Genomic DNA, 13,397 nt, shown 5'->3' with positions numbered 1-13,397 from the left:
TAAATAAACCTAAGCTTTAGCTTCGCTGTTTTTAGCTGCTCATTCTGCTTTACGAGCTTCATATTCAGCTTTACGTTGTTCGCTTCTAATTCTTGCTTCTTCTCTTTTTTTAGCATTAACTTCTGCAGCTTTTTTGTTTGAAGCAACTTTTTTAGGATTAACTGATGCTTTGTAACCATAGTCTTTTTCAATGTTAATAACTAATTGACGTAAAACATTTTTGTTAATTCTTGTAAGACGTTTAAATTCTTCTAAGTTTTCAGTTTGATCTGATTCAAAGTTGTATTGGAAATAATAAGCTTTTTTCATTTTTTTAATTTCATAAGCCATATCTTTTAAACCAATTTTAGTTTCTTTGATACTTTTTTCGTTTATTGTTTTAATCAAGTCAGAAGCAATCTTATTAGCTTCTGCTTCTTTTAAATTACTGCTTATTAAAAGCATAATTTCATATTTAGCCATAATGTGTATCTAACCTTTCTCTTATGGGGTATTACTCTAAACTGAGTAAGAGTGTTTTATAACACATATAAAACTAAATAATTATACTTGAAATAAAGTCAATAATATAAAAAAATATCTTGAAACAAAGATATTTTTTTTATTATTTTATCTATTTAAATCTATAACTTCTTTTTCTACTTTTTTTATTATTGAACTTATCTTAATTAAGTTAATAAATGGATATAAAAAAGGAACAAAAATAGTAATCAATGATTGTTTTAAATAAAGAATGAGTATTTCAGATGTTTCGTCTTTAAAGTGTCTCTTATATAAAACTACAGCTATTAATGAGCAAATAATATACAAAATTAAAGATAAAGATGCAAATACTGAAAAACAAGTTAATAATGAATTTTTTAATAAGTTTGTTGGAGTGTACACATAGTAATACAAGAAAATAACTCATAGCAAAGTAAATATTGCAATAACAAAATTCAAAGATGAAATTGCTTTTAAATATTTTTTATATGCATAAAACTTTTCTAGAATTCTGTTTTCAGTCATTTTATATGTTTAATTCTTTTCTTAAATATTCGATTATTTCTAAAGCTTCATGCTTAAGTTCTTCAAATGTAGTTTCAGTGTCTTCATTAGTGAATAAATTAAAATACATTTTGAATTTTGGTTCAGTTCCAGAAATTCTAAATTTCAATCAACTATCGTTTTTAAAATTGAATTCTACAGTTTGACCAACTTCGTTTTTTTCAATTTTAGTGATTTTTCTATTTAGAATACTTTTACCTTTATAGTTTAATAAATATTCCATTAATTCTTGTGCTTTAAACTTTCAATCATAACCTGAAATCATAAAGTATTGAGTTTTTCCAAATCAAGTTCCATATCTAGGAAAAATTTCTTTTTCTAATATATCTTTAAAAGTATATTTTTTATCTTGGAATTTAGTATAAATTTCTAAAAGAGTAGCCGCCACTTGGAATGAGTCTTTTTCTCTATTAAGATCAGAAGTTGTTGCACCTATTGCTTCTTCAAAACCTGTAATGAATTTATCATTATCAGATAATTGATTCATAGCATTTGCTATTCATTTAAATCCAGTTGTTGTTCTAATAACTTGAGCATTGAATTCATTTGCTAATCTATCTATCATGTTGTTTGAAACATAAGTACTAATTATTTTAAGATTTTTATTAGAGTTTTTATTTTTATTCAAAAGATAGTAAGTTTGAATAATACCAGCTTCATTACCAGTTAGAAATTCTCACTTATTATTATGTTTATAAGCGATTCCTAATCTATCAGCATCGGGATCGGCTGCAAATATTAATTCAAATCCATTTTCATCAGCAAACTTAATTGCAGGATCAAAAGCTTCTGGTTCTTCAGGGTTTATGATTTTTGCATTTTCAAAAGAGGAACTAATAAAGTTTTGTTTTTCAAAATCATGAGCATCATAACCAAGTTTTCTTAAAAACTTGACCATATATGGAGTTGCGGCTCCATGCATTGAAGAAAACAAGACTTTTGTTTTTTTGGCTGATTTTGATACATCTGAAATCTTTTGGATTTCATTAAAGAAAGATTGAACATCTTTGTCTTTTAATGTGTGAATTTTAGAAGTATCTGGTTTGACTTCATAATTTAAAACTTCATCTCATTTCAACATTGATTCAACAAGTATTTTATCTTCGTCAGGCAATAGTTGAGAACCAAAACTATTATATGTTTTGAATCCATTATCTTTTTTAGGATTATGGCTCGCAGTTATATTAATGCCACCAACAGCATTTAATTTAATAATTAAATAAGATAAATGAGGAGTAGAAAGCACAACATTATTTTTAATGATATAAACATTAATTCCCATTGAACTTAAAACGTCTGCTATTAATAAAACATATTTATCTGAATTAAGTCTATTATCTCTTGCTAATATGACAGGTCTTTTTTCTCAATTTTTTTGAGTTTGTATATACTTACCGTAACCATATGCAAGTTGAGTATAAGTGAATGTATTTAAAAATGTACATCCAGGTCCCATTTCAGCTCTATAACCACTAGTCCCAAATTTGATCAAACCTGGTTGAAAAGCAACTTTAATTGTCTTTTCATCCATTTTTTCCATTTCTTGTTTTAATCTATCAGGAACATTTTTATTGTTTAATCATTCTTCATAAACAATTTCATATAGTTCTTTTTTCATAAATTTATAAATCCTTTCAAGGGTAAGGTAATAAATCTTTAATTTTGACTATATCCAACTCTTCATTCAAATTAAATAAATTAATTTTTACATCTTCATTTTCTGAGAATTCAAAAATGAATTGTCTACATCCACCACAAGGAGTTCCGAAACCTATTTCGGTTTTAGTTAGCAAGAAAACTTCTTTTACTTTTGTAGCACCATTAGTAACTGCAGTCGAAATCGCATTAACTTCAGCACATAAACCTAATGGAAAAGCTCCGTTTTCCACGTTAACACCTTCAAAGAACCCTTTATCAGTACTAACAATTGCACTAACTGGATAATTTGAGTATTTAGCGTAAGAAACGGAGTGAAGTTTTTTTAATTGATTAAAAATTTTATTCTTTTCCATAAATGATTATTTGTTAGAATCTTTAGTTAAAATTACAGGTCCATTTTGAGTAATTAAAATTGTATCTTCAATTCTAACTCCACCAACACCTTCAACATAAACACCAGGTTCAACAGTTACAACTGAATTAACACCTAATGGGTCTTTGTTTTTTGATGAAATAAGAGGCAATTCATGAACATCTATTCCAACACCATGCCCTGTTGCATGAAGGAAATAAGTTCCATAACCATGAGTTGAGATAATGTTTCTACATACAGTATCGATTGATTCACCAGTTGAAGTAACTGATAATTGTTCAATACCCACTTTATGTGCTTCTTTAACAGCGTTATAGATTTTTAACATTCTTTGGTTTTTTGTTTTTCTAATTAATTTAGCAAAAGTAAATGTTCTTGTCATGTCTGAAGCATAACCTTTATATGAACATCCTAAATCAATAGTAATGAAGTCACCTTTTTTAAGTTTTGTATCAGTTGGAACATGATGAGGATTTGCTCCATTAACACCAATAGCTACAATAGGGTCAAATGAATTACCATCGGCACCAGCTGACAATAAACCTTGAGTGATCATTTTAGCAATTTGTTTCTCTGTCATTCCAGCTTTAAGATCTGATTTAACTTTTGATAAAGTGTTAGAAGTGATTTCAGAAGCTTTTTTAAGATATTTGATTTCTTCTTCATCTTTTGTGATTCTTAAAGCTTGTGATTTAAATGAAAATAATTCTAATCCTCTAATTGAAGCCAATAAGTTGCTTAATGAAACTATTGTATATTCTGCTTCAACAGCTAATTTATTAATTTGTAAATCGTTTAATACATTTTTAATTTGTTCAATTAAAGTTTTTTTAGTGTTAATTAAAACAATTTCATCTCTAGTTAATCCTTCGATTGAAGCAAGAGCTCTTTCGAAATATCTTCCGTCTACTAGAAATCTTATTTCACCTTTGTTGTTAACAAAAATATATCCTTCTGTTGATTCAAAACCTGTTAATCAATAACGATTTTGTTTAGAAGCGAATATCACACCATCTATATTAGCGTTAGCTAAAAAAGTTTTTACTAATTTAATTCTTAATTTCATATTATTTTTTTGCCTTTATTTCCACATGTGACTTAGTTGCTCTACATCTACTACAATATTTGTTTAAAGCTAATTTATCCGGATTGTTTTTAGGATTTTTTTTAGACAAGTAATTTATCTCTTTACATTCGATACATTGTAATCTAATTCCTCTTTTAATAGCCATCTTTTTTCCTTAAAATATTTTAATATTTATTTAATTGTATATTTATAGATTTGAAAAACAAATAAGTTTTCTTAAAAAATATAATACTATTTTACTATACAATTAGAATAATTCATTTTTTTATTGTATTAGATAAATTATTAAAATATACAAGTATTTAGAATAAAATAGATTTATATGAACAAATTAAAAAAAATAATAAACACAAACATTAAAAATCTAAAAATTTCTTTTGATAAAAGTAATTCTACTTTTTTAGATACAAACGAAATTAAAAAAATTAAAATGTCAAAAATTTATATAGAAATTAATGACATTTCTGAAACGATTGAAATTACAGTCTTAATAAATTGAATTTTAAAAACTTTTTCAAATTCTGAATTCCATGTAACTTCAGTACATAATCAAAACAAGATAGAAGGATATTTTAATACTGAAAATGGAATGCCGTTAATGAATTTATGCTTATTAATAAATGCATATTTATTAACTTGAAAAGAAGAACTAGAGGATAATAAAAAAATTAAATTCAAAATAATTCTTGATCATTCAAACTACATACATTTCAGCCAAACAGAAAGAAACTTCTGAAATAACACTGCATACGATTGCAACAATTTTTTAATTTTAGAAGAAAATAAAAAGAATTATTCTGAAATCTTATTTCAAAACAACTCTTTTTATTTCTCTCGTTTTTATTCTGATAGCATCGAAGAAAAATATATTAAAAATTCTAGAAAATTTAATAACGAATTTTATGCTACATCGCTTTATGCAAAAGTTGATGAAAACTTTAAATGATAATAACTAATTTTTAGAATTTATTTTATTTTTAAGTAAATTAACGAAGTCATTAATTGTGACTTTGTTAATTTTTTCTTTACCATACTCTCTGTATGACACAAAGTTCTTGTCTTTAAGTTCATCATCACCAACAACAATTTGGTAAGGTGTTTTTGAAATTTGTGAATCTCTAATTTTTTTAGAAATCCTTTCATTTCTTAAATCAATATCTGTTCTTATATTATTCTGAATTAAAACTTCATTGATTTCTTCACAAAAAGTTGAATGAAGTTCCAAATTAACAGGAATAATAGAAACTTGTTTTGGACTTAATCATAAAGGAAGAACTCCCTTGGTTTGTTCAAGCAAGACCGCAAGGTATCTTTCAAAAGTACCAATTAATCCTAAATGAATCATTACAGGTCTTTTTAATTCAGAATCAGAATCTTTATAAGATATATCAAATCTCTCAGGTAATAAGAAGTCTAATTGAATAGTAGACACTGTAATTATTCTTCCTAAAGCAGTTTTAACTTGGAAATCAATTTTAGGTCCATAAAAAGCCGCCTCTCCAATCATCTTTGTATATTCAATGTTGTTTTCATTTAACATTTCTTCTAATTGTGATTGAGCTGAATCTCACATTTCCTTGTTGCCGTGATATTTTTCTTTATCATTTGGATCGTTTAATGACAAGTCAACTCTAAAGACTTTAGAACCTAAATCTTTATGAGCTTGTTTAATCATTTCAAAACAATTTTTAACTTCTTGTTTTATTTGATCTTCTCTTGCAAATATATGAGTATCTTCAAGAACCATCGCTCTAACTCTTTCAAGTCCAGTTAAACCGCCTGATGATTCATATCTATGTAATATAGATGGTTCACAATATCTAATAGGTAATTGTTTATAAGAATATTGTTCATTTTTATAAACAATTACGTGATGAGGACAAGTCATTGGTCTTAAAACTAATTCTTCATTGTCAACTTTTATTGGCGGAAAGATGTTTTCTTTATAATGGTCTCAATGTCCACTAGTCTTATATAGGTCAATAGAAGCCAACACTGGTGTAGAGATAGAAGAGAAATTATATTTTTTTTCAAGTGTCTCAATATAATTTCTAATTTCATTTCTAATTAAATTACCATTTGGTAATAATATGGGAAGTCCCGCGCCTATTAAACTATCAAAAGTAAATAATTTTAATTCTTTACCAATTTTTCTATGATCTCTTTCTTTTCTTTCCTTAACAAGTTCAAGATAATCATTTAATTGATTTTGAGTCTCAAAAGCAATTCCAAATATTCTTGTTAATTGGTCTTTCTTAACATCATTGTGTCAATTACTTCCACCAATACTTAATAATTTGTTTACTTTTACCAATTTTGTGTTTTCTAATAAATCCGTGTCGTTGGTATAAACAATGTTATTGTTAATATTAATAACATTATGAACTTTTTTTTCTTTGTTATCTTCAAAAATAAATTTGTTATTTTTGAACTCTTTTTTGAAGTCAGAAGAACTTAAGGTTTCTACTTTTATTTCTGATGCTGATGAAACAACTTTCTGACAATCCTTTTCAATTCTTAGTAAATCTTTTGATGAAATTGTTTCTTCTGAATTGAATTCAACATAGTAACCTTCTTCTTGTTCTCTTATGTCTACTATTTTTATATCTTTGTATCTTTTAATTAAAGCATTGGCTAATATAAAACCAGCACTTAAATTTAATTTTTTATTATTCATTTTCTTATACCTTATGAAAAAAATTATAGAATTATGTTTATTATAAACAAAAATGTTTCTTAATATATAATTAAGACAACAAGACAGCTTTGAGGATTACAAATGAAAAAATTATTAATATTAACTGATTCTTCAACAAGCATGAGTTTAGAACAAGCTAAAAAATATGATGTTGAAATTTTACCGTTAACAATAACTAGAAATGATGGCAAGGAATATATTGAAGAAATACTTCATTTAAAACCATCTGATATTATTGAAATGCTTGATAAAGGATACACTTTTAAAACAAGTTGTACTCCTATTGGATATATGGAAACATTAATTTCAAACAAATTAAAAGAATATGAATATATATTAGCAATTCCAATAAGTTCAGGATGATCTTCACAATATTCACATTTAAAATCATTAGAAAACATGTTTGATGATAAATTTATAGTAGCAGATACAAATACTTATGGCTATGAATTAGAACTAATTGCAAAAGAAGTTAGAGCAAAAGTAAACAAAGATCCAAAAATTGATATTAATGAATTGAAAAAATATGTAGAAAATTATCACAATCATTCAGTTTCATACATAGGCATTAAAAATGTTGATGGAATAATAGCAAGTGGGCGTGTTCCTAAAATAGTAACTAAATTAGTTAAATTAACAAAAATATATCCTTTATTAAGATATGACAAAATAAATCATTTAGAGACAGTAATGAAAAAATGAGATCAATTCTTATCTAAATCAATGAACGCTTTTAATAAAATATTTGATGATTTTGATCCTTCAAAAGATATTAAAAATTTAGCAATATTAATTTCTAATAACACTAAAGAAGAAATCAACAATGTTAAAAACAAATTGATTAAAGAATACTCAATAGCTGAAAACAAAATAAAAATTGTTAACGCTCCTATTGTTCTTCACACTGTTGTATGAAATGAAGCAATTGGTTTACAAGTCGTAACTAACAAAGTTAAGAAAAAGATTTAATAAAAAAAACACCGTCTCTTCAGGCGATGTTTTTTTTTAAATAAACGCTCTTGTTTTAGAATCTTTAAAACTTTTTATTGGAATATTAAATTCGATTTCAAGATCCTTAATTTTGTCTTCTATATTTATAAACTTAATGCTGTAAATTATGAAGTTGTTTTTAATTACTTTGTGTTCTTCTATTGAATCTCAACTTAGATTAGTTTGAAAAACAAGTTGAGCAAATAAATCATCTAGAGTGGTTTTGTTTTCTTGTTTAAACTTTATTTTTGTTCTTATTTTAAGAAATGAATCTTCTGATGAATTTAATTTTAGTTTGTAGTTTGTTTCATTCTTAGAATGTTCAAGAAGTTCATATTCATCAAATATTAAATTTTTAGGAACTTTAAAATAATTATTCAAGTAATTTTCAGAAACGATATGCCCTGATCCTTTTTTAGAAATAACAATATCAAGCGATTCTAGTTTTTCATAAACTTTTCTAACGGTTTCTCTTGAGCAAGAGAAGATTTCAGATAGTTTATTTTCACTCGGAAGCTGTTCTGAAACTTTAATATTTTTTGAAAATATTTTAAGTAATATATATCTAATAATATATTCTTTAGTAGTCATTAGATATTATTTATCTTTTTTTTCTTCTTTGTTTTGAGCTTTATTTAAATTTTCATATAATTTGGCTTCATATTTTGATAAATTTTTAGGAAATTTATCAACAATAAAACCAATTGTTTTTTCTTCTAATAATGTGTTTTTAGCAGATTGAAAGCTTTCTTCATTTTTCATGAAATCTCTAATCGGTTGATTAGTTTGTTCATAATAATTTTGTAAAACTGAAGTTAATTCTTCATCTGTTATTTTAATATCATGTAGTTTTTGTAAGTGTTCAAAAATTAAGAATTTAGAAATAATTTTTTTAGCAAATTCTTTTGCTATATCTTTTCTATCTTCACCAAAATTTTGAATTATATTTTTTTCAAATTCTTCAACTTCTGATTCATCATAAGTAAATTCAAAGTCTTCAAACAAGAAATTCATTGCTGCATTGAAAATATTATCTCTCATAACAATGTTATTTAATTGCATTGCTCTTTCTTGTTCAGAAAGATGTTTGAAAATATTATCAATTCTTTCCTTGTGCATTTCTGCAATACTTTGGTCCATAACTAGTTCTTCTATAACTATAGTTCTAGTTCAATCTATTTCTTTTTTAACTTTTAATGTTGATTTCATAAGTTGTCCTTTCATAAATCTTATTGATTTATTTTTTTGAGTTTATTAATAATATCTTCATCTGTTATACTATCAATCAAATCATTAATTTCATTAATTTTACTATATATTTTTAGTTTACTCTCAAATGCATAAAGATCTTTAATAGTGTTATTAATATTATCTTGAATTGCTTGTCTAGTTACATTATAAACAAGAGACAATTCAGAATAAGATTGATCTTCAAAATAATAAGAAATAAAATATTCTTTTCTCTTATCAGTCAATAGATCCTGATATATATCAAATAACTTTATGATTTCAAATCTATTTTTTTCTTTATTTTCCAAATTCAGAAACCATTCCATCAACAAATTTTTCTAAATCAAAGACAGATAAATCATCTAATGATTCTCCAAGACCTATAAATTTAACGGGAATGTTAAATGAATCTTTAATAGCTAATACTATTCCACCTCTTGAAGTCGAATCCATTTTAGCTAGCACTATTCCACTTAGTTCTGAAACCTCATTAAATGCTTTTGCTTGATTTAATCCACTTTGACCAGTAGTTGCATCTAAGACCAATAAAGTTTCATGAGGAGCGTCTTTATCGAATTTTTTAATAACACTGAAAATTTTCTTTAGTTCGTTCATTAAATTAGTTTTATTTTGTAATCTACCAGAGGTGTCACAAATAACAAGATCATACTTTTCTTCATAACCTTTTTTAACACCTTCATAAATAACAGTCGCTGTTTCTAATCCCTCTTTGTGAGGAACCACAATGTCTGTATTTAGTTTTTTAGATCAAACCTTTAATTGTTCAACAGCACCAGCTCTAAATGTATCACCAGCAACTAATAAAACTTTTTTATTTTGGTCTATAAAATATTTAGCAATTTTAGCAATTGAAGTCGTTTTACCAACTCCATTAACACCACACACAACAATTACATTTGTTCTATCATTCAATAAGTTTAAATTTGTTGTTGTGGATGCGCCACTAATATAATAAGTAAATATTTTATCTATTAACAACTCTTTTATTAATTCAAAGTCTTTAATGTTCGAATTAATAATTTCATCTCTTAAATCTTCAACAATAACAGACGTCGCATTGTAACCAACATCATATGAAATAAGCATATCTTCTATTGAATCAAATAATTCATCATCAATGTTTATTTCTTTCTTAATGATTTCATCTATAGCTTTGGAAAAAGCACTAGATGATTTTTTTAAACTATTGTTAAAAAGAGATTGTTCTTTAGATTCTTTAATTACTCTATTTTCAACGTTCTTTTCAGAAATTTTTTTAACAATAGAATCGTCATTATTTTTTTTAAATAATTTTTTAAAAAATCCAGCCATTATTTCACCTTTTATTCTTCATCAGCAGAAACTGAAGCAGATTCGTATTTATTCTTGATTTCTGAAATATCAGTTTTAAGTACTCTTGTAATACCTTTTCTTTGCATTGTTGCGCCATAAAGAACATCACAAGTTTTCATAGTACCTGGTCTATGAGTAATAATTAAGAATTGGGTATTATCACTATAATCTTTAATAATTTTTGCAAAGATATCAACATTAGCCTGATCAAGCGCAGCTTCTGCTTCATCTAATACAACCATAGGGAAAGATGATGATTTAAGAATAGCAAATAGAACCGCTAATGCAACTAATGTTTTTTCACCACCAGATAATAAAATCAAGTTGCTAATTTTCTTACCAGGAGGTTGAACAATAACATCAATACCTGAAGTTAATACATCAGCTGGTTCAGTACATTCAATTCTACAATTTCCACCACCAAATAGATTTCTAAATATAGAAGGTAAAATTTCATTTACTTTATTAATAATATCTTCAAAATCTTTTCTAGCTTTCTTATCAAGTTCTTTTAAAGTACTTTCTAATTCATCAACAGCTTGTTTAGCATTATCATATTCTACTTTAATAGTGTCATATTCAGCTTGTTTAACTTCAAGTTCTTCAAAAGCAGCTAAATTAACATTACCTAAGGCATCAATATCAGCCTTTAATCTCATAACTTCTGATTTGGCAATATCTGTTGGAATGTCTAATGGTTTGTCAAATTTTTCAATAGCGGTCTCAACAGTCATGTTATAAACACCAACTATTCTGCTTTCTGCATTTTCAATACCATTTCTCATTTGAGTTAAATTATTTTGTTTTTGATTTAATCTAACTGAAAGATTATCAAGATTAACATTAACATCGTTTAATTTATGATTAGAATCTCCATTTTTATCTTGATATACAACTTTTTCTTCAGTTGCATCAGAAATCAATGTTGAAAGATCTCTTAATTCATTTTCAAGAGATAAAATTTCTTTCTTAAGTTCATTCTCATCAAAAGCTTCTGTAATGTCATCATATGATGTTCCAGTAAGTCCTTCGAATTCTAATTTGTTTTCTCTAATCTTTGTTTCGAAGTGATCAATGTTTCTTTCCATATCATTAAGACTAATGCTTGAAGATTGCATTTTCTTATTAGCAATATTGTATTCAATATTAGCTTTTTCTAAATGAATATTCAGTTTTGATTTTTCTTCATTTAACTCTTCTAATTCTTTTTTAAGTGTTTCCATTCTTTCTTCAATATTTAACATTGAAGTTTTATTAGATTTAGAACTACCACCTTCGATAGCACCACCAACAAAGTTAACATCACCATCAAGAGATATAACTTTGTAAGCATTAAAAGTCATATCAGCTATTCTTGTCGCATTTTCAATATTATCAGCAATCAAAACTTGACCTAATAAATTATCAATTACTGATTTGATTTTTTCATCGTACTTAACTAATTTAGAAGCAACATTAACAAATCCTTCAAGTTTAGATGCAATCTCTAAACTATCTGGTTTAATATATCTTGGTTTAATAATGTCTAAAGGCAAGAAAGTTGCTCTACCGGTTTTGTTTCTTTTTAAGAAATTAACGGCATTTGTAGCATTATCTTTGTTTTGAGTAATAATATTAGATACTGTTCTACCTAATGCAGTTGAAATAGCAACTTCATATTCATTAGCGACTTCAATCATAGATGAAACTGTACCAATAATACCAGGAAGTGCAGCTTTATTTTTAATAATAGTTTGAACACCTCTCTGAGATGCTGTCATTCTTTCTATTTGGTCTTGTAAAGCTTCAAATCTAGCATTTTTAGAACTAATGTTTTGACTAATTTCGCTCATTTCAGAATTAAGTTTAGATTTTAATTCATTTGATGAATCATAATCAACTTGTGCTTTTTCAGCCTCTTCTCTAACTTTAACGATTTCGCTATTTAAATTCCTTAAACTAACTTCATTATCACTAATAAGTTTTTTATAAGCGTTAGCTCTAACTATCTTGTCATTTGAAGAAATTTCATTATTTAAATTACTTGTATATAAAATTTCTTTTTGTTTTAAATAATTAATTTTAGAATTAAGTTCTTCTCTTTGTTTAGTAAGATCAGAAAGTTTAACATCAGCTTCTCTGAATTTTAATTCAGCTTCTTCTGATATCGCTTGAAGTTCATTTCTTTCAAATCTTAATTCTTCGACTTTTTTAGATAAAGTCTTAACAGTTTCTGAATCGTGTTTTACCTCATCATTTCATTTTAATAAATCTTGAACCATTAAAGTAACATCAAGTTGTTCTAAAGCATCTTTTTTCTCTTTATAGATTTTCGCTTTTTCAGCTTGACTTTCAAGTTTTCTTATATCTTTTTCAAAGTTATAAATAACGTCGCTTAATCTAGAAAGATTAATTTCTGATTTTTCAAGTAATGATTTAGTTTCAAGTTTCTTTTTAGTATATCTACCAATACCAGCAGCTTCTTCAAACATTTTTCTACGTTCATCTTTTTTAGCTTCTGCAAATCAATTAACTGTACCTTGAGAAATAATCCCCAAAGAACCTTTAGATAAACCCGTGTCTAAGAATGTATCTTGAATATCTTTCAATCTTACAGGTTCATTATTAATAAAGAATTGACTTTCACCAGTTTTTCTAATTAATTTACGAGTAACAGATACGGTTTTAGCATCATGGTGTAATATTTTTGTAGAGTTGTCAAAAGTTAAAGTAACCATAGCAAATTCTGCCTCTGGCCTACCTTCTGCACCCATAAAAATTAAATTGCTCTTTTCGCTACCACGAAGCGCTTTAACTGACTGTTCACCAATTGTTCATTTAAGAGCATCAACAATATTTGATTTACCAGATCCATTTGGTCCAATAATCCCTATCATTCCGTTTTCAAAGTTTAATGTAACTTTGTCAGCAAAAGATTTAAAACCTTCAGCATAAAATTCTTTTAAAAATACCATCTATAT

14 protein-coding genes are annotated in these 13,397 nt (G+C 26.2%); 2 read left to right on the top strand and 12 right to left on the bottom strand.

Annotated elements, in window-relative coordinates:
- Nucleotides 1-9: 9 nt before the first annotated feature.
- The 6 genes from rpsF to rpmG form a co-directional block, all read right to left on the bottom strand.
- Nucleotides 10-462 carry a 30S ribosomal protein S6 gene (gene rpsF / locus AC27EK_RS02195; RefSeq protein ID WP_487231721.1) on the bottom strand — a complete coding sequence of 151 codons (453 nt, stop codon included), beginning with the start codon at nt 460-462 and terminating at the stop codon, nt 10-12.
- 147 nt (nt 463-609) lie between these two features.
- Entirely contained in the window at nt 610-1,008 is a 399-nt protein-coding gene (locus tag AC27EK_RS02190; RefSeq protein ID WP_487231720.1) for a hypothetical protein, read from the bottom strand.
- A 1-nt stretch (nt 1,009) separates the two neighbouring features.
- Entirely contained in the window at nt 1,010-2,665 is a 1,656-nt protein-coding gene (locus AC27EK_RS02185) for a phospho-sugar mutase (protein ID WP_487231719.1), read from the bottom strand.
- Between the two features lie 4 nt (nt 2,666-2,669).
- Nucleotides 2,670-3,059: a cytidine deaminase gene (gene cdd, locus AC27EK_RS02180; RefSeq protein ID WP_487231718.1), complete on the bottom strand. Its 390-nt coding sequence runs from the start codon at nt 3,057-3,059 to the stop codon at nt 2,670-2,672.
- Nucleotides 3,060-3,065: 6 nt separating this feature from the next.
- Nucleotides 3,066-4,145 (bottom strand): M24 family metallopeptidase, encoded by a 1,080-nt coding sequence (locus AC27EK_RS02175; RefSeq protein ID WP_487231717.1) that lies wholly within the window; start codon nt 4,143-4,145, stop codon nt 3,066-3,068.
- Nucleotide 4,146: 1 nt separating this feature from the next.
- Entirely contained in the window at nt 4,147-4,311 is a 165-nt protein-coding gene (rpmG, locus tag AC27EK_RS02170) for a 50S ribosomal protein L33 (protein ID WP_487231716.1), read from the bottom strand.
- A gap of 177 nt (nt 4,312-4,488) precedes the next feature.
- Between rpmG and AC27EK_RS02165 the strand changes: the two genes are divergently transcribed.
- Nucleotides 4,489-5,115 (top strand): hypothetical protein, encoded by a 627-nt coding sequence (locus AC27EK_RS02165; protein WP_487231715.1) that lies wholly within the window; start codon nt 4,489-4,491, stop codon nt 5,113-5,115.
- A 3-nt stretch (nt 5,116-5,118) separates the two neighbouring features.
- Here the strand turns inward: AC27EK_RS02165 and thrS are convergent, their stop codons facing one another.
- On the bottom strand, nt 5,119-6,843 hold the full coding sequence (gene thrS / locus AC27EK_RS02160; RefSeq protein ID WP_487231714.1) for a threonine--tRNA ligase: 1,725 nt from the start codon (nt 6,841-6,843) through the stop codon (nt 5,119-5,121).
- A gap of 102 nt (nt 6,844-6,945) precedes the next feature.
- On the opposite strand from thrS, the gene AC27EK_RS02155 reads away from it, so the two are divergent.
- The gene (locus AC27EK_RS02155) at nt 6,946-7,833 is read left to right on the top strand and encodes a DegV family protein (protein ID WP_487231713.1); all 888 of its coding nucleotides are present in this window, start codon (nt 6,946-6,948) and stop codon (nt 7,831-7,833) included.
- A gap of 36 nt (nt 7,834-7,869) precedes the next feature.
- Here AC27EK_RS02155 and AC27EK_RS02150 read toward each other — a convergent pair whose 3' ends face one another.
- Genes AC27EK_RS02150 through AC27EK_RS02130 form a run of 5 tightly spaced genes read right to left on the bottom strand, consistent with a single transcriptional unit; the run spans nt 7,870 to nt 13,391 of the window.
- The gene (locus tag AC27EK_RS02150) at nt 7,870-8,445 is read right to left on the bottom strand and encodes a GntR family transcriptional regulator (protein ID WP_487231712.1); all 576 of its coding nucleotides are present in this window, start codon (nt 8,443-8,445) and stop codon (nt 7,870-7,872) included.
- A 6-nt stretch (nt 8,446-8,451) separates the two neighbouring features.
- On the bottom strand, nt 8,452-9,063 hold the full coding sequence (locus AC27EK_RS02145) for a trigger factor (protein WP_487231711.1): 612 nt from the start codon (nt 9,061-9,063) through the stop codon (nt 8,452-8,454).
- 20 nt (nt 9,064-9,083) lie between these two features.
- Entirely contained in the window at nt 9,084-9,410 is a 327-nt protein-coding gene (locus tag AC27EK_RS02140; protein WP_487231710.1) for a putative DNA-binding protein, read from the bottom strand.
- Nucleotides 9,382-10,416: a signal recognition particle-docking protein FtsY gene (gene ftsY, locus AC27EK_RS02135; RefSeq protein WP_487231709.1), complete on the bottom strand. Its 1,035-nt coding sequence runs from the start codon at nt 10,414-10,416 to the stop codon at nt 9,382-9,384. The genes AC27EK_RS02140 and ftsY overlap by 29 nt, the downstream gene beginning before the upstream one ends.
- Before the next feature lie 11 nt (nt 10,417-10,427).
- On the bottom strand, nt 10,428-13,391 hold the full coding sequence (locus AC27EK_RS02130) for an SMC hinge domain-related protein (protein WP_487231708.1): 2,964 nt from the start codon (nt 13,389-13,391) through the stop codon (nt 10,428-10,430).
- Nucleotides 13,392-13,397 lie beyond the last annotated feature (6 nt).

Source organism: Ureaplasma rhincodontis (assembly GCF_057537535.1).
The sequence above is the reverse complement of the archived record's forward strand: the minus strand, read 5'-3'. Positions and strand labels throughout refer to the sequence as shown.